Genomic DNA, 16,640 nt, shown 5'->3' with positions numbered 1-16,640 from the left:
ATTTTGTTAGAAAAGTTTTTTAATGTTAAAAAAAAGGAAATACCAGGTGGTCTGTGGACAAAATGTCCTAATTGTAATAATGCTATATACACTCGTGAACTAAATGACAACCTTAAAGTTTGTCACCATTGTAATTTTCATTTTAGGTTGACTGTTCAGGAAAGAATAGACATAACTTTTGATAGTTTTGAAGAAATGTTTTCAGGAATTCTTCCAGTGGACAGCCTAAATTTTGTTGATACAATGCCTTATTCTGAAAGACTCAAAGAAGCTCAATATAAAACTAAGAGAGAGGAGGCGATAGTAGTAGGAGTGGGAATTATAAATGGTAAAAGTATTGCTGCAGGTATTTTAGATTTTGATTTTATCGGTGGTAGTATGGGATCTGTAGTTGGAGAGAAGATATTTAGAATTACTAATTATGCTAAAGAAAATAGATTGCCTCTTATATTATTTAGTTCATCAGGTGGAGCAAGAATGCAGGAAGGTATGTTTTCTCTTATGCAGATGGCTAAAACTGCAATGGTAATTGGCAAATTCAAGGATGATGGTGGATTGTATATTTCTGTGCTACTTCATCCAACAACAGGTGGTGTTTCTGCAAGCTTTGCAACTCTTGGAGACATAATTATTGCTGAGCCTGGCGCTTTGATAGGATTTGCAGGCCCTAGAGTTATAGAACAAACAATTAGACAAAAATTACCTCAAGGGTTTCAAAGATCAGAATATCTATTAGAACATGGGATGATAGATGCTGTGATTGAAAGGAAAGCTCTTAAAGAAACGCTAGAAAAGTTGGTGAGCTGGCATGGCTATTGATAAGAAAGAACAATATACTGATTTTGAAAAACCAATAATAGATCTCTATAATAAAATTGAAGAATTAAAAAGGGTATCGGCAGAAACTGGCGTTGATATGACAGGGGAGATAGAATCTCTACAAAAAAGAGTAGAGAGTTTGTATAAAGTTACCATGAAGGATCTTACACCGTATCAAAGGCTTCAAATAGCCAGACATCCAAAAAGACCAACTACTTTAGATCTAATTTCAGGAGTTTTTGATGATTGGTTTGAGATGAAGGGGGATAGACTATACCGTGATGATCCTTCGATAATAGGCGGAATTGCAAAGTTTTCAGGGATAAGCGTAGTTTTTATAGGGCATCAAAAAGGCAATGATACTAAGAGCAATGTTTATAGGAATTTTGGAATGCCACATCCAGAGGGTTATAGAAAAGCTATGAGGTTGATGCGCCATGCACAAAAATTTAATTTGCCATTAATTACCTTTATAGATACTCCGGGTGCATATCCTGGTATTGAGGCTGAAGAAAGAGGCCAGTCAAATGCAATTGCCGAGTCTATATGTCTAATGAGTTTGCTATCGGTTCCTTCCCTGGCAATTGTTATCGGAGAAGGAGGATCTGGCGGGGCACTTGCGATTTCTGTGGCTGATAGGATTGTAATGTTTGAAAACTCCGTATATTCTGTAATTTCTCCTGAGGGTTGTGCTTCAATACTCTTTAAAGATGCAAAATTTGCAGATAAAGCTGCTAGTGCTCTTAAGATGACGTCATATGATTTGCTTTCGTTAGGCATAATTGATGAAATAATTGAGGAACCATTAGGTGGAGCTCATAGGGATAAGGATTTAACTATAGAAAAAACTAAAGAATGCATAAAAAGAAATATTTCTAATCTTTTAAGCTTGAGCGATGAGGAAAGAAGGAGGGCTAAGTGGAATAAGTATGCAAATATGGGTAGGTATATATCGCCTAGTACGGAGTAGTTAATTCTTTATTCTTTAAAATCCAAATTATTAAGAATATCAAAAATATTAGCCAAAGAGATTCTTCAAAAAAATATTGAATAACTAGGGGTTTTTGGAGAGCTGCAGCTCTTATGCCGTTTGAACACGGTGTAATAGGGAGAAAATTTATGATACAACTTATAGGATAAGGCAGAAGGTTAGTGTTGAAAAAGGTACCCCCTAAAAAAGCCATAGGAGTAATAAAAAAAGAGTTGAGACGATTCATTGTTTCATGAGAGGTGGCAATAAGTCCTGCTATAACTCCCAAAGACGAAAATATAAGCAGGCAAAACGAAAGGTGAATTATAAACATACCGTTCCACAAAAAGGGATTCGCACCGTAAAAGAAGGAAACTAAAATAAGTGATGCGCAAGCTAATATACCTCTGATTAAACCTGTTATTATTTTGGCAATCGCAATGCTAGATGTTTTTATTGGAGCTATTAGAAGCTCTTCAAAGGTTTTTGTATATATTCTTGAAATGGTTATTGATGGGCCAGAACCATTGAATGCTGATGTCATTGCCGTGAGCGAGAGAATTCCAGGTAGAACGAAGTTTAGATAAGATCCTTCAGGTGTATGGATTTGTGAGCCCAGTCCCCAACCAAATGCTGTAAGATATAAAATTGGTCCCATAAGATTGGAACCAATAAGTACTATGAGTCTTCTTTTTAATACTATTAAATCCCTTAAAACTATGGGAAACACTTCTCCAACGAGTTGCAATATTGTTCACCTCCATTTCCTGTTATTGTAAGGAACACATCCTCTAAGTTTGTTTCTCTAATAAAAATAGAATTTAAATCATTTAAATTTGCGCTAAAGACTTTTGCTTCTCGAGTTGTGTTAAAAAATTTATAAGCCGTTTTATTATTTTCTTGATATTCAACTGTAATTTTTCCTAATTTATTTATCAATATATTTGGTGCATCTTCTATTAATTTTTTACCTTTATTAATTATCAAAACTTGATCTGAGAGCATTTGGGCTTCTTCGATATAATGAGTAGTTAAAATAATTGTTTTTCCGGAGGATCTTAGCTGTTTTATATCATTCCAAATGGCTCTTCTAGTAAGGGTATCTAGTCCAACAGTTGGCTCATCTAAAAACAATACTTTTGGGTTGTGTAAGAGCGCCCTGACGATAGTGAGTTTTCTCCTTTCTCCTCCAGAAAGTTTATTTGCAAATCTATTTTTCTTATCCAGCATATCCATCGTTTCCAAAAGCTGTGTAGCCCTTTCTTCAAATATAGATTTTTTCATTTTGTGCAGCATTGCGTGGATTAAAAGATTTTCCCACACTGAAAGTTCTGAATCGACGTTTGTGTGCTGTTGAACAACGCCAATGATATTTTTTATTTCTTGCGGCTTCTTGTCTAGATCTATATCAAAGAAATATATTTTTCCACTATCTTTTTTTAAAAGTGTATTTAATATTCGAATAGTTGTAGTTTTGCCAGCACCATTTGGCCCAAGAAGACAAAAGATTTGTCCTTCCTCGACCTCAAACGATAGATTGTCAACGGCAATAACGTCTCTTTTAGTTCCGTATGATTTTGTTAGTTCTACTACTCGTATGGCTTTCAAAATTCTTTCCTAAAGAAGTAGGTTAGTAATCTATTATATACATTATCATGGCTTGTGATGATTTTTTTGCCAATATTCATAAAGTAATTTGGAAATAGCAGTAAGTGGAACGGCCAACAGCATTCCTGGTATAGAACCAAGTGATGCTGCGATTGTTAGGATAATTATTACAAGAGAAGGAGGCACATCTATACTTTTGCTCATTATGTTTGGTGCAATTATTACTCCCTCCAACTGATGAAGTATTATATAAAATATGAGAACTGCGAACGCTTTTATGGGCGAAATTGCTATTGAAATTATAAGTGCAGGAATCGCAGCGATTATTGGTCCAAGATATGGAATAAATTCTAATATAGCTGCTAAAACTCCAAGGAGGAAAAAATACTCAATACCTAAAAAAAACAAACCAAGTCCTGTTAATATGCCAATTGTGATAGATAATATCAGCTGACCTTTTACGTAAGCCCTGATCCCGTGAGTGAGGCAGGATCCAACTTCCATTATTAGAACCTTTTTGTTTTTAGGGCACATTTTTAAAATACCATTTGTAAGAACTGGCAGATCTTTCATAAAAAATAGGGTTAAAATAGGGAATATAAGCCATGAAAGAGCTTTATTTATTAAATCAAAAGTTGATGTTCCCAAAAGATTTAGAAAATTACCAAGCCATTCTTGCAAATGTTCGTGAAGTTTTTGAGTAATTAAATTTAACCAAATGTAGTGTCCTGGGTTTATTTGCAAATTGTTTAAAAAGTTTTGAAAAAACTCATCAAAATTTTTCAGATACTCTGGAAAAGAGATCATTAATTTTTGTACTTCAAAGTTTAAAATGGGGGCAATAAGTAGATATATTATAACAATAGATAGTATTACTAAAGAAAAAACCATCACCGACCCAAAAAATCTTGGAATCCTCTTTTTTTCAAGCAGGTCTACGGGCGGAGATAGAACTATAGCAAATATAAGAGCGAGTAGCACCTGGATTATAAAATCTTTAAATACAAATAAGAATACAGTGAGGGCTATTAATATATAGATTGGTAAAAAATTTAGTAAAGATTTACCCATCATTAAGGACTTTTAAGCTCACTTTTTTCTATCATTAGTTTGTTTATCCGTTCAATTCCAGATTTTGTACCTATTACTATAAGTTTATCAGATTCATTTAAGACAAATTCTTTATCGTGTGGACATGTTATGTATTCATCTTTACTGGAAGGAATACCTGAAACGTTGTTTACGCTATCCCATAAAGTACAAAAGGAGCCTTCAAAGGATTTAGAGAGCGGTATTACTGCACATACGTTTAAAAATTTTCTTAATTCTTCCCAGGATGAAAAACGTTTGCCATCAAGGAATGAATTTGCTGTAACCACTATCTCTTCCATAAAGAGGTCAGTCTTTTCATCTCTTAATATGTCTAAGAATTCAACTATTCCTGGTCTTAAAATGAAATTAACAATTCTTTTTGCGCTGTTACTATAAACAAGAACTACTTCATCAGCTCCAGCTAATTTGATTTTTGATACCCACTCACTGGTACTTGCTCTACAAATAACTTTTAAGTTTGAATTCAACTTTTTGGCAGATAAACAAACAAATCCATTGTCTGAATCACTGGAAGTGACTGCTATTATGCACTTAGCTGATTTTACGCCGGCTTTTAGAAGTATTTCGTCATTTGTAGCATCCCCCTCAATAGTAAGAAATCCATTCTTTTTTGCAAGTTCACAAATTTGAGGATTGTTTTCTATCACTACTACATCTTTTTTATTCTTTCTTAGTTCATTTGCAATTATAGCGCCCATTCTGCCAAATCCACATACTATAATATGATTTTTTAAACTCTTTAACTTATTCTCCATCTTTATTCTTTCCCTTTCTTCAGGGTATGTTCCAAATACATAATCTATTATTCTTGAAATTGCAAACGCAAATACGCCAAAGCTTGATAGTATTAACATTATGCTAAATAACATACCGACATTGTCAAGAGGTTTAACTTCCTCGTAACCAACAGTAGTTATGGTTATTACTGTCATGAAAAGCGCTTCTATAGGATCATAGTGTTCCAAAAACATGTAGCCGAGTGTTCCAAAGAGTAAAATAAAAAGTATAAGAGAGATTTCGCGTTTTATACGTCCTAAAAATAATTTAATCATTATTGTTTAGCTCTAATCACAGCAAATTGATTTAACTGTCTAAGAGAGTCGCATTGAAAGCCTCTTGTACCTCTTTGATATATGTTATTTCAAGGCTTTTTACTACATTTTTCGGTATGTCTATGATATCCTTTCTGTTCTTTTCTGGTATCAAAACAGTTTTAATACCCGCTCTATGAGCCGCAAGAAGCTTTTCTCTAACACCTCCAATTGGGAGAACCTGACCTCTTAGAGTTATTTCTCCTGTCATAGCTACGTTTTTATTAGCTTTTCTTCCAGAAAGAGCAGATACCATAGATGTCGCAATTGCTACTCCTGCAGACGGACCGTCCTTTGGAATGGCCCCTTCAGGTACATGGATATGTATATCATTTTTGCTAAGAATTTCTTCAGGAATATTTAACAGTTTGGCATTAGATTTAATATAACTAAGTGCGGCTTGTGCTGATTCTTTCATGACATCTCCCAGCTGGCCAGTCAGAGTTAATTGTCCTTTACCCGGATAGATTAAGGTTTCTATAAACAAGATATCACCGCCATGTGGCGTCCATGCAAGACCTGTTACAACACCTATTCTATCAACTTCATCAGCCATGCCGTAGCTGTATTTTGCTACTCCTAAATATTTTTCTAGATTTTTAACAGTAAAGGTTACACTTTTTGCCTTGTTTGTAGCAATTAATTTTGCTGCTTTTCTGCATAGAGATGCTATATTTCTTTCTAAATTTCTTACGCCTGCTTCATGTGTGTATTCACGAATAATCTTTGTAATTACATCTTTGCTAATCTTAACCCTTTCTTTGGTTAGGCCGTGAAATTTCAGTTGTTTTGGTAGAAGATGTCTTATAGCAATTTCTATTTTTTCATCTTCTGTGTATCCTGGAATCTCTATGATTTCCATTCTATCTCTAAGCGGTTCTGGTATGGGATCGATTAAGTTTGCGGTAGTTATAAACATTACATTTGAGAGATCGAATGGAACTTCTAAATAATGATCGGTAAAGGAGTGATTTTGTTCTGGATCTAACACTTCAAGTAGGGCACTAGTCGGATCGCCCCTAAAATCAGTACCAACCTTGTCTATTTCGTCCATCATAAACACAGGGTTATTTGTCTGTACTTGGGATATACTTTGAATAATCCTACCAGGTAGGGCGCCTACGTAAGTCTTTCTGTGACCTCGTATTTCAGCTTCATCTCTCATTCCACCAAGAGCAATTCTAATAAATTTTCTGTTTAAAGCTGCAGCAATAGACTTACCAAGAGATGTTTTGCCGACTCCAGGAGGACCAACAAAACAAAGGATGGGTCCTTTTAAGCTCTTTGTAAGCTTTCTTACTGCTAAAAACTCAATAATTCTTTCCTTTACTTTTTTGAGTCCATAGTGTTCTCTTTCTAAAATTTTTTCTGCCTTTTTAATATCTAAGTTATCTTTTGATTTTTTTGACCATGGAAGATTTACGACCCAATCGAGATAGGTTCTGATTACAGGCACTTCTGCAGAAGTACTAGGCATCTTTTCGAGTCTTGAGATTTCTTTATAAACCTTTTTTTCTACTTCTGGAGGCATTTTTGCTTCTTTAATTTTGTTTTTAAGATCATCAAGTTCTGCTTGTTTTTCTTCAGCCTCTCCTAGCTCCTTTTGAATAGCTTTAATTTGCTCTCTTAAATAAAATTCCTTTTGGTGTTTCTCCATTTCTTGATTTATTTGATTTTTTATTCTGGATTCTACTTCTAAAATTGAAATTTCTTTCTGGACGTATTTGAGCAATTTTCTAAGCTTTTCTTTTAGGTCAGTAGTTTCAAGAATAAGTTGTTTTTCTTCTGTGCTATTTATCAAATGTGTAGCTATGTATTCGGATAATCTTGAGGGTTCACTTATGTTATATATAGCAATTACAGCCTCGCTTGGGATATTTTTACCAAGTTTTGTAGCCTCTTCAAATTTGCTTACCAGAATCCTTAGCATTGCTTCAATTTCTGGATCTTTTGATTCTTCTTCTTCCAACTTCTCAAATTCTACTAGGAAAAATGGTTCAGTTTGTTTGAATGATAAAATTTTTGCTCTGTCTGTACCCTGTACAACTATTCTTGCGTGACCGTCAGGCAATTTTAATATTTGAAGTATATTTGCTATTACACCAACTTGGTAAAGACCTTCAACTTCAGCTTCTTCATCAGGCTTTTTTTGTGAAACGACGATGATATGTTTTTCGTATTTTAACATTGCTTCCTCTAGTGCTTTGAGAGATTTGTCTCTTCCAATGAATAGAGGTACTACCATATGAGGGAAAATAACAGTATCCTTTAAGGGTATAAGCGGCAATTCCTTATAAGGTAAACTAATTGTCTCATTTTGGTTCTCTTTTATATCTTTTGTAGCCTTATCCACTCTTTTTCCTCACTTCCAAAAGTTTATTATAAATCTTTATATATTTTACTAAATTATATAACAATTTTTTAATAAAAATAATTTGATAAACATATAATCTATTGACTGGCTTAAATAGAATGAATCTGGGGACTTAATGTTCCCCAAATAATAATATCTACGAGTGATAAACATAAACTTATTAAAAAGGATTTAAAGGTTGAACAATTTGTAATGTCTCTAATACCGATTGCTTGAGTAAAAAACAAGTAAATTTTTAAAATTTCCCAACTGTATGGTATGAAAGTTAGAAATAATGGTGCGCAGGTAATAGAAATTAGTCTTAGAAACAGATCATTTGGCAAAGATATTTTTGTAAATAAATGCGTTAAAAAAAATAATACAAAAACTTTAGAAATAATTATAAAGAGCTCTGTAAGGCTTAAAAAAAACGCTATTAGTAAAAAATTAGCCTTGAAACCTAAAGAAAGTATGTATCCAATCAGGAAATTTAAGGTATACATAAAAATATATAATAGTGCTAATTTGTTGTTATTCTTGTCAAAAACGAAGTCTTTGTAGGTGTTTTTGACTAAAATAATTGCGAATAATAAGGTTTTCAAAAATTTATGTTTATTAATATATCTAAAGTAATTTAAGTATTCTTTACAGTATTTATTTGCCAAGTCTGAAATTATTAGCTGAAACTTCCATGTTGGACCTCCAACAGGAGTGGAAAGTGTAAAATCATCATTTGTAAACTTACTAAAATTGGTTTTTATTTCGTTAAAGTTATTTCTTAATAAATTCCCACAATTCCTACAAAACTTTGCATCGGCAAAGTTAACGGTATTACATTTTTTACAGATTAGCTTTTTCAAAATTTTCATCTCCTTTCTGTTAAAATATAATAATAATAATTATGCTTATATTTTGGAGGTAACTTTGAAAATTTATCACTGTATGTGTGGCTATGAATATGATCCAAATCTTGGCGATATCGAAAACGGCATTGCTCCTGGTATTTCATTCGAAGACCTGCCAGAAGATTGGAAATGCCCATGGTGTGATGCGGCAAAAGAAACCTTTATAGAAGGCAAAAAAGATGATGATTATCAGGGTAGAACTTAAATATCCAAAATCTTTTCTATAAATTTTACATCGAAAAACCAGTTTACCGTACCTGATTGGGGATTTTCTGGATCAGTTGTAATGCTTAAACATGAACACTTCTTAAACGGAACAACTGATCCTGTGAGACTTTTAACCCAATCGGTAAGGGTTGGTTGATGTCCAACGCATATTAATTTAATATTTTCGTCTATGTTTTTTAGATCATGTAGAAATTTTATAAGATCTCCTTCCCATAATGAATCCATTTCTTTTATATTTTCGCATTTTAAAGAATCCGCAATTATCTTGGAAGTTTGCCATGCTCTTTGAGCTGGACTAGTCCAGATTTCAACAGCATCACCGCTAAAAATTTTTTTTAAACCCTTTGCAGTTTTTTTTGCTTTTTTAATACCCTTATCAGTTAATTTCCTATCAAAATCTTTTTGACTAACCCCTATCGTTTCTGCATTACTATGCCTCACAAATATTATTTCCACTGTAGCCTCCAAAGTTTTAAGAGAAGAAGTTAATTAATTTTAACACCTACTAGCAGAAGTTTACACCTTCTGTAAGTAAGTCAAGTATACTGCTAGGTAGCTGTAAAGCTGTTCACGAGCAAGATGCTCGTGTTACTATGGGTGGATGCTCAGGCTAGCAGAAGTTTACACCTTCTGTAAGGTAAAGATGAATTGCTATATTTTTCTCTTGACTTTATGCTTAAAAAATATATGTTATCATCTTTGACAGTTGAATAGAACAAAAATACTTTCCCCGAGCAAGATGCTCAGGGTACTTTGGTAGTGCTTAAGAACGTCAAAAGCAAAAGACACCCCGAGCAAGATGCTCAGGGTACCATAAAGGCACTCAGGGTAACATACATCTTTACTGAATGATACCTTTTATGCTAAACTTTTACAGCCGAGTAATCGGTAAATTCGCACGCCAATTTTTTTTGTTTTGGCGGAGGTATGTTAAGGAGGTTTATGTGTCAATAATTTCAATGAAACAGCTTTTGGAAGCAGGAGTGCATTTTGGTCACCAAACACGTAGGTGGAACCCGAAGATGAAGCCCTATATTTTTACTGCTAGGAATGGAATCTACATTATAGATCTTCAAAAAACTCTTCATTGCTTTGAAGCGGCCTACGATTTTGCTAGAAAAACTGCTTCTGAGGGCGAAGAGATCCTTTTTGTTGGAACAAAGAGGCAGGCTCAGGATGCTATTAAAGAAGAGGCTATCAGGTGCGGATCTCCTTATGTAAATATGAGATGGCTTGGTGGTACTCTTACAAACTTTGTAACTATTATGAGTAGAATTCAAAGATTAAAAGAGTTAGAGGAACTTCAGTCGAGCGGAAGAATAGATTTGTATCCAATAAAAGAATCTATGAAATTAAAAAAGGAATTAGCTAAACTTCAGAGCAATTTGGGCGGAATGAAGAACATGAATAGATTGCCTGGCGCTTTGTTTGTGGCTGATATAAAGAAGGACCAGATTGCAGTTTTAGAAGCAAGAAAACTTGGTATTCCGGTTATAGGTATCGTTGATACCAACTGTGATCCAGATTTGGTTGATTATATAATTCCAGCTAATGACGATGCAATTAGAGCTATAAAGCTTATTGCTGGGAAAATTGCTGATGCGATTATAGAAGCAAAACAAGGACAAGATGCTGTTGAAGTAGCAGAAAGTAAAGATTTTCAAGAGAGTTCAGAAGAAGCTGTTTAGATTCATTTAAAATATAAAACCTAATTAAGGAGTAGATACAAAGTGGAGATAAAAAGTGAAATTGTAAAAGAGTTAAGAGAAAGAACTGGTGCAGGAATAATGGATTGTAAAAGGGCATTGCAAGAGTGTTCCTGTGATATGGAAAAGGCTATAAAGTACTTGCGTGAAAAAGGTCTTGCTAAGGCTGCTAAAAGAGCTGGTAAAGAGGCTAAGGAAGGAATAATTGAGGCCTATATCCACCAAAATAAAAGAATTGGCGTATTATTGGAACTTAATTGTGAAACTGATTTTGTTGCAAGAACTGATGAGTTTTTGAATTTGGCACATGATATTGCTCTTCAGATTGCTGCCTCAAATCCTATTTACATTTCTAAAGAACATGTTCCTGAAGAAGTCCTTAATTCTGAAAGGGAAATTCTTAGAAATCAAGCAAAACAAGAGGGCAAACCTGAAAACATGCTTGATAAAATTGTTGAAGGAAGGCTCAAGAAATTTTATGAAGAGGCCTGTCTTTTGGAGCAGCCTTTTGTAAAGGATCCCTCTTTAAAGGTTTCTGATCTTATAAATCAGACAATTGCAAAAGTTGGGGAGAATATTGTTGTGAGAAGGTTTAGTCGATTTTCTCTAGGGGAGAGCGTATAAAATTTATTAGGAGGGGGATTTATGAGTTCTAGAAGGGTTTTGTTAAAATTAAGCGGCGAAGCCCTTATGGGAAAAAAGGGTTATGGCTTAGACCCGGAGGTGTTAGCCGATTTAGCAGAACAAATTTGTAACGTTTCTAATGAAGATATTCAGATAGCTATTGTTGTGGGAGGGGGGAATATTTTTAGGGGTATTTCGGGCGTAGCTCTTGGCATGGATAGGGCTACTGCAGATCATATGGGGATGCTTGCTACTGTAATTAATGCTCTTGCATTACAAGATGCTCTTGAGAGAAGGGGAGTTCAGACAAGAGTACAAACTGCTATCGAAATTAGAGAGGTAGCGGAACCTTATATTAGACGTAGAGCTATAAGACATCTAGAAAAAGGTAGGGTTGTGATCTTTGCTGCTGGAACTGGAAGTCCTTATTTTACTACCGATACTGCTGCTGCCTTAAGGGCTGCTGAAATTGGAGCTGATATTATTTTTAAGGCTACTTCTGTTGATGGAGTTTATAATGCTGATCCAAAACTAAATCCCGGGGCTGTGAAATTTGATAAACTAAAATATATGGATGTTCTAAAGGAAGGGCTTTCTGTAATGGACACTACTGCTATATCTATGTGTATGGATAACAAAATACCGATTGTTGTATTTAGTTTGCTTGAACCAGGTAATATAGAAAAAGCTCTAAAGGGTGAGAAAGTAGGCACATTGGTTTATTAGTTAATTTTGTTATTAGCAATTAAGTAATATTTGAATTTAGTATTAATTCAAAAGAGAAGGAGGTGTATTAGTTGATTTCAAAAGAGATAGAGCATTTGAAACAAAGAATGTCTAAAGCTGTTGAAAATCTTTCTAAAGAATTATCTTCTGTAAGAACAGGAAGAGCTTCACCAGCTCTCTTAGATCATGTAAAGGTTGATTATTATGGTACTTTAGTTCCTATTAAACAACTTGCTAACGTTTCTCAACAGGATGCGAGAACCTTAATTATAAACGTTTATGATAAAAATGCTCTACAAGCTGTAGATAAGTCAATTAGATTGTCAGATCTGGGACTTACTCCCCAAGTGGATGGAATGGTTTTAAGAATTGTGATTCCTGCTCTTACTCAAGAGAGGAGAAAAGAACTAGTAAAGGTTGTAAAAAAGATGGCGGAAGAGGCGAGAGTTGCTGTTAGAAATATAAGGCGTGATGAAATTGAAATTTTAGAAAAAAGGGCAAAAAATAAGGAAATTTCAGAAGATGATTTAAAGAGGCTTAAAAACGAGTTTCAGAAAATAACAGATTCCTTTATTCAAGAGATTGACAAGCTTCTTTCCAATAAAGAAAAGGAGATAATGAACGATTGATAGGTAATATTATATCGAGTATAAAATTTGACAGTTCTGGACTGGTTCCTGCTATCGTTCAAGATTGTTATACGTTAGAAGTTTTAATGATGGCGTATATGAACGAGGAGTCTTTAAAAAAAACAATCGAAACCAATGAAACATGGTTTTATAGCAGATCTAGGCAATGTCTATGGCACAAAGGCGAGACAAGTGGACATATTCAAAAGGTAAAGGAAATAAGAGTCGATTGCGATCAGGATACACTTCTTCTCTTGGTAGAACAAGTAGGGGGAATAGCTTGCCATACAGGCAATAGAAGCTGCTTTTATAGAAAGATAGTCAACAACGAACTGGTCGAAGAGAAGTTGAGGGATGCTATATTGCCATATCTTTTTTCAACTTTCGAAAGTAGATCGAAAAATCCTACTCCAAACTCTTATGTGAGTAAACTACTTAAAAAGGGAAAGAGCAGAGTATTGCAAAAAATAGGTGAGGAGGCTGTTGAAACTATTATTGCTGGAATGAAAGAGAATAAAGATGAATTTATCTATGAAATAACGGACTTGTATTTTCATATGGCACTCTCGCTTTATACTTTTGGATTAAGTTTTGATAATATTTATGAAGAACTAAATAAGAGAAGGAAGGAAGAAAAAAATGGATAGATCAGAGAATAATAATTTGGAAGAAAAGGCAGAAAACATTATGTTCCCTTTGGACACAAGGGCTATTTCTACACTGGCTGACTATGTAGTAATAAAAGCCTTGGCCGATGGAGTAATGATATCAGGTATGACACGTGGGAAGGAGACGAAATTTCATCACTCTGAGAGAATTGATGCCGGTGAGATAGTAATTGCTCAATTTACTGACAATACTTCAGCAATGAAAGTAAGAGGTAAGGCGAAAATCCTAACAAAATATGGTATAGTTTATTCAGGCATAGTTGATAAAGATTAAGGGTTTGTGGCTTTTTTATCTGGTTTTTCTAGATATTTTTTTATAGCAACTATTGCGGCAATATAAGAGAATTCGCCTAGACCACTTATCTGGCCAAGGCAAACGGGTGCTATAACTGAAGTTTTTCTAAAGTCTTCTCTTGCGTGAATGTTTGAAAGGTGTACTTCTAAAACAGGAGTATTAATTGAGGCTATAGCATCTCTTATTGCATAAGAATAGTGAGTGAATGCGCCAGGATTTATTATAAAAGCATTATACGCATCATAGGTTCTGTGAATTTTATCGATGATATCACCCTCATGATTTGATTGAAAGAAGTCTACTTTTATATCTAATTCTTTTGCAAAGTTTAATATTAATTCTTCCAAACGGTGTAGTGTAAGATTGCCATATATAGCTGGCTCTCTGGTGCCAAGCATGTTCATATTTGGACCATTTATAACGAGTAATTTTATCATTTTTGCCCTCCTAAAAATACTAATATTCTTCATAATCAAAAGCAAAAGGATAACTTACTATATCACGCTACAATTCTTTTAAATAAATTGTTAGATGATGTATTTAAAATAATAATTATATCCATGATATTATCATTCTGATAGCTACTATTGCAAGTATAACTCCAAAGCCCTTTTTAAGCTGTTTGTTTGGAATTTTGTACATTAACCTTGCACCAATCTGAGCTCCTATGATGCCACCAATACCCAAATATATGCTATCGCCTAAGTTGCCAAACTTGTTTAAACCATAGATTGCAGCTCCAACAATCACAGCAGGTACTATGGCTCCAACAGAAGTGGCATGGGCAACCTTTTGGTCAAATTTTGTGATGGAAATTAAAAGAGGAACAAATATTAACCCCCCTCCAATACCAAGTAGTCCTGATGCCATACCACCACAGAGACCTATAAATATTAATAAAAGTTTACGTTTATCCAAAATTATATTGCCTCCCTAAAATTACTTTAATATCATTCTCAAAGCAAAATAAAGCAACACAAGAGAAAATATTATTTTTAAAGTACTTATTGGCACATATGGAATTATACTGCTTGTAATAGATGCACCTATTATTGCTCCCAATCCTACCCAAATTGCGTCTTTTTTTAATCCCCCCTTTTTAAAGTGCACCCAAGCTCCCATCAAACTTATTGGTACTATTGCAGCCAAAGATATTCCCTGTGCTGTGCTTTGCGGTATAGACATAAATAATACCATTGCTGGTATCATAATAAGTCCACCGCCAACTCCCATCATACCGCTGACAATACCAGTAAAAAGTCCTATAACAAGAAAGGTTATAATATTCATTTAAGATAATACCATCCTTATGCTCATTATAAAAAGAAATACGCCAAAGGCTTTTCTTAATATTTTATTTGAGAATTTATACATTGCTCTTGAGCCAATTTGTGCTCCGAGAATACCGCCTAAGGCTAAATAAACACTGTCTGTAAAGCTATTTAGTCCATTGAAATTGTAGATTGTGGCGCCTGCAATGCCAGCTGGGATAATGGCTCCAAGAGATGTAGCGTGAGCTTCTTTTTGTGAATATCTAGCATAGTTAACTAACAATGGCACAAATACTAAGCCTCCTCCAATACCTAATAGTCCAGAAGCTAAACCTCCTAATATACCAATCAAAATAAATTTTAATCTCTCTTTCACTTTTGCACCTCTTTTTATTTGATATTCAGTAATTGATTTTTTCTCTTAGATTTTTTAAGACTTCTCCTATTAGATAGAGGGAACCACAGACTACTATATTTTCGAAAGTACAATTTTTTATAATATACGTTATTGCTTCTTCGGTAGACATATAAGTAAAATCGTATTTACTAAATAATCTTTTGTAATCTTCTAGTAACATTGTTCTATTTGATGGCACCTGCGTGAATATAATTTTTTTTGATAATGGAATTATCTGATCTACCATGCTCTTTGCATCTTTATCTTTAAGAATTCCAATTATGAAAATTGCTTTATCATAAACTAAGATATTTTTCAACGATTTGCTTAATGCTCTGAAACCAGACGGATTGTGAGACCCATCTAAGAGCAATAATGGATGTTTGCTTATTATATGAAATCGTCCTGGCCAAAAAGTTTTTTCAATAGCATATTGAAATTTTTGGTGTTCAAACCTTTCTTTAAGAATATCTCTTAAAAAAACATACGAAGTGACCAAGGCCGTTTTCATGTTTTCTATTTGATATTCAGTTACAGTCGAAAGGGTTATATAATCTGTTTCAAATTCATTAAATATAAACTTTATCTTGTTTGAATTGACTTTTACTTCTACTTCTTCATCTGATAAAATTGGATTTGAACCTATCTGATCGAGATCTTCAAGTATGAGGTTGAGAGTTTCTATATTTTGTTTAGCAACGATAACCCTTTTATTTTTTCTAGAAATTTTTGTTTTTTCCTTTACTATTTCTTCAATTGTACTCCCAAGGTAGTCAGTATGATCTATATCTATCCTAGTTAAGACGCTTATGTCAGGTTCTATAGCATTTGTTGCATCAAGTCTTCCTCCCAAACCAACTTCTAATATACATACTTCAACTGAGAGTTTTTTAAAAAGATAAAGTGCAAGTATTGTAAGGAGTTCGAACTCGGTTAAATTTAGATTTTTTACTTTGTTTTTTATTTCATTAAGTCCTTCAATTAGGGTGGAGTACGGAAGGTCATTTAAGTTGATATTGAACCTTTCGTTATACTCAATCAAATGGGGTGAAGTAAAAAGTCCAGTCTTTATCCCATGTTGTACTAATATATTTTGTATGAACTTTACAGTAGAACCTTTACCATTTGTTCCTCCGACAAGAATAATTTTATAAGGCAAGCTATCTAAATCTAAAATTTCAAGCGCACTCTTGACTCTTTCAAGACCAAAATTCCAGTGATCTACAGTAATTGATTT

General features: G+C 34.0%; 19 protein-coding genes and 1 pseudogene. 9 read left to right on the top strand and 11 right to left on the bottom strand.

What is annotated here, in order from left to right; genetic code table 11:
* The first annotated feature begins 3 nt into the window (after nt 1-3).
* Together accD and ACWIUX_RS07860 are read left to right on the top strand one after the other, a co-directional pair.
* Entirely contained in the window at nt 4-819 is an 816-nt protein-coding gene (accD, locus tag ACWIUX_RS07865; RefSeq protein WP_448590176.1) for an acetyl-CoA carboxylase, carboxyltransferase subunit beta, read from the top strand.
* Nucleotides 809-1,789 (top strand): acetyl-CoA carboxylase carboxyltransferase subunit alpha, encoded by a 981-nt coding sequence (locus tag ACWIUX_RS07860; RefSeq protein ID WP_448590175.1) that lies wholly within the window; start codon nt 809-811, stop codon nt 1,787-1,789. Before accD ends, ACWIUX_RS07860 begins: the two co-directional genes overlap by 11 nt.
* Here ACWIUX_RS07860 and ACWIUX_RS07855 read toward each other — a convergent pair.
* From ACWIUX_RS07855 to ACWIUX_RS07830, 6 genes are all read right to left on the bottom strand, one after another.
* Nucleotides 1,776-2,537, bottom strand: a complete 762-nt coding sequence (locus tag ACWIUX_RS07855; RefSeq protein WP_448590174.1) for an ABC transporter permease — start codon at nt 2,535-2,537, stop codon at nt 1,776-1,778. The two genes, ACWIUX_RS07860 and ACWIUX_RS07855, sit on opposite strands and share 14 nt — an antisense overlap.
* Nucleotides 2,507-3,397, bottom strand: a complete 891-nt coding sequence (locus ACWIUX_RS07850) for an ABC transporter ATP-binding protein (protein WP_448590173.1) — start codon at nt 3,395-3,397, stop codon at nt 2,507-2,509. The genes ACWIUX_RS07855 and ACWIUX_RS07850 overlap by 31 nt, the downstream gene beginning before the upstream one ends.
* Nucleotides 3,398-3,442: 45 nt before the next feature.
* Nucleotides 3,443-4,468: an AI-2E family transporter gene (locus tag ACWIUX_RS07845; RefSeq protein ID WP_448590213.1), complete on the bottom strand. Its 1,026-nt coding sequence runs from the start codon at nt 4,466-4,468 to the stop codon at nt 3,443-3,445.
* A gap of 2 nt (nt 4,469-4,470) precedes the next feature.
* Complete coding sequence (locus ACWIUX_RS07840) at nt 4,471-5,562, bottom strand: potassium channel family protein (RefSeq protein ID WP_448590172.1); 1,092 nt, start codon at nt 5,560-5,562, stop codon at nt 4,471-4,473.
* A 31-nt stretch (nt 5,563-5,593) separates the two neighbouring features.
* Entirely contained in the window at nt 5,594-7,954 is a 2,361-nt protein-coding gene (lon, locus tag ACWIUX_RS07835) for an endopeptidase La (RefSeq protein WP_448590171.1), read from the bottom strand.
* 110 nt (nt 7,955-8,064) lie between these two features.
* Entirely contained in the window at nt 8,065-8,814 is a 750-nt protein-coding gene (locus tag ACWIUX_RS07830; RefSeq protein WP_448590170.1) for a hypothetical protein, read from the bottom strand.
* A gap of 64 nt (nt 8,815-8,878) precedes the next feature.
* Between ACWIUX_RS07830 and ACWIUX_RS07825 the strand changes: the two genes are divergently transcribed.
* Nucleotides 8,879-9,064, top strand: a complete 186-nt coding sequence (locus ACWIUX_RS07825) for a rubredoxin (protein WP_448590169.1) — start codon at nt 8,879-8,881, stop codon at nt 9,062-9,064.
* On the opposite strand, the gene ACWIUX_RS07820 is transcribed toward ACWIUX_RS07825, so the two are convergent.
* On the bottom strand, nt 9,061-9,543 hold the full coding sequence (locus ACWIUX_RS07820; RefSeq protein WP_448590168.1) for a SixA phosphatase family protein: 483 nt from the start codon (nt 9,541-9,543) through the stop codon (nt 9,061-9,063). The two genes, ACWIUX_RS07825 and ACWIUX_RS07820, sit on opposite strands and share 4 nt — an antisense overlap.
* Nucleotides 9,544-10,031: 488 nt before the next feature.
* On the opposite strand from ACWIUX_RS07820, the gene rpsB reads away from it, so the two are divergent.
* The 6 genes from rpsB (at nt 10,032) to mtrB (ending at nt 13,714) form a co-directional block, all read left to right on the top strand.
* A complete protein-coding gene (rpsB, locus tag ACWIUX_RS07815) occupies nt 10,032-10,775 on the top strand; it encodes a 30S ribosomal protein S2 (RefSeq protein WP_448590167.1) in 744 nt (247 codons plus the stop codon).
* A gap of 42 nt (nt 10,776-10,817) precedes the next feature.
* Nucleotides 10,818-11,417, top strand: coding sequence for a translation elongation factor Ts (gene tsf, locus ACWIUX_RS07810; protein ID WP_448590166.1), 600 nt, complete (start codon nt 10,818-10,820; stop codon nt 11,415-11,417).
* A 21-nt stretch (nt 11,418-11,438) separates the two neighbouring features.
* On the top strand, nt 11,439-12,143 hold the full coding sequence (gene pyrH / locus ACWIUX_RS07805) for a UMP kinase (protein ID WP_448590165.1): 705 nt from the start codon (nt 11,439-11,441) through the stop codon (nt 12,141-12,143).
* A gap of 107 nt (nt 12,144-12,250) precedes the next feature.
* Nucleotides 12,251-12,772: a ribosome recycling factor gene (gene frr / locus ACWIUX_RS07800; protein WP_448590212.1), complete on the top strand. Its 522-nt coding sequence runs from the start codon at nt 12,251-12,253 to the stop codon at nt 12,770-12,772.
* The gene (hisIE, locus tag ACWIUX_RS07795; RefSeq protein WP_448590164.1) at nt 12,769-13,419 is read left to right on the top strand and encodes a bifunctional phosphoribosyl-AMP cyclohydrolase/phosphoribosyl-ATP diphosphatase HisIE; all 651 of its coding nucleotides are present in this window, start codon (nt 12,769-12,771) and stop codon (nt 13,417-13,419) included. Before frr ends, hisIE begins: the two co-directional genes overlap by 4 nt.
* Nucleotides 13,420-13,459: 40 nt before the next feature.
* A complete protein-coding gene (gene mtrB, locus ACWIUX_RS07790) occupies nt 13,460-13,714 on the top strand; it encodes a trp RNA-binding attenuation protein MtrB (protein ID WP_448590211.1) in 255 nt (84 codons plus the stop codon).
* Here the strand turns inward: mtrB and aroQ are convergent.
* The 4 genes and pseudogenes from aroQ to ACWIUX_RS07770 form a co-directional block, all read right to left on the bottom strand.
* Nucleotides 13,711-14,172, bottom strand: coding sequence for a type II 3-dehydroquinate dehydratase (aroQ, locus tag ACWIUX_RS07785; RefSeq protein ID WP_448590163.1), 462 nt, complete (start codon nt 14,170-14,172; stop codon nt 13,711-13,713). The two genes, mtrB and aroQ, sit on opposite strands and share 4 nt — an antisense overlap.
* A gap of 115 nt (nt 14,173-14,287) precedes the next feature.
* Nucleotides 14,288-15,025, bottom strand: a pseudogene (locus ACWIUX_RS07780) (sulfite exporter TauE/SafE family protein).
* On the bottom strand, nt 15,026-15,382 hold the full coding sequence (locus tag ACWIUX_RS07775; protein WP_448590162.1) for a TSUP family transporter: 357 nt from the start codon (nt 15,380-15,382) through the stop codon (nt 15,026-15,028). It abuts the pseudogene before it with no gap.
* A gap of 25 nt (nt 15,383-15,407) precedes the next feature.
* Nucleotides 15,408-16,640 (bottom strand): bifunctional folylpolyglutamate synthase/dihydrofolate synthase (locus ACWIUX_RS07770; protein ID WP_448590161.1); only part of this gene is annotated, 1,233 nt, incomplete at its 5' end.

The organism is Thermodesulfobium sp. (assembly GCF_053498235.1).
The sequence above is the reverse complement of the archived record's forward strand: the minus strand, read 5'-3'. Positions and strand labels throughout refer to the sequence as shown.

Excerpts from the sequence above, each read along its gene's own strand:
- mtrB (WP_448590211.1), top strand. The coding sequence starts at position 13,460 with ATGTTCCCTTTGGACACAAGGGCTATTTCTACACTGGCTGACTATGTA.
- aroQ (WP_448590163.1), bottom strand. The coding sequence starts at position 14,172 with ATGATAAAATTACTCGTTATAAATGGTCCAAATATGAACATGCTTGGC.
- ACWIUX_RS07845 (WP_448590213.1), bottom strand. The coding sequence starts at position 4,468 with ATGGGTAAATCTTTACTAAATTTTTTACCAATCTATATATTAATAGCC.
- ACWIUX_RS07860 (WP_448590175.1), top strand. The coding sequence starts at position 809 with ATGGCTATTGATAAGAAAGAACAATATACTGATTTTGAAAAACCAATA.
- ACWIUX_RS07840 (WP_448590172.1), bottom strand. The coding sequence starts at position 5,562 with ATGATTAAATTATTTTTAGGACGTATAAAACGCGAAATCTCTCTTATA.
- frr (WP_448590212.1), top strand. The coding sequence starts at position 12,251 with ATGTCTAAAGCTGTTGAAAATCTTTCTAAAGAATTATCTTCTGTAAGA.
- pyrH (WP_448590165.1), top strand. The coding sequence starts at position 11,439 with ATGAGTTCTAGAAGGGTTTTGTTAAAATTAAGCGGCGAAGCCCTTATG.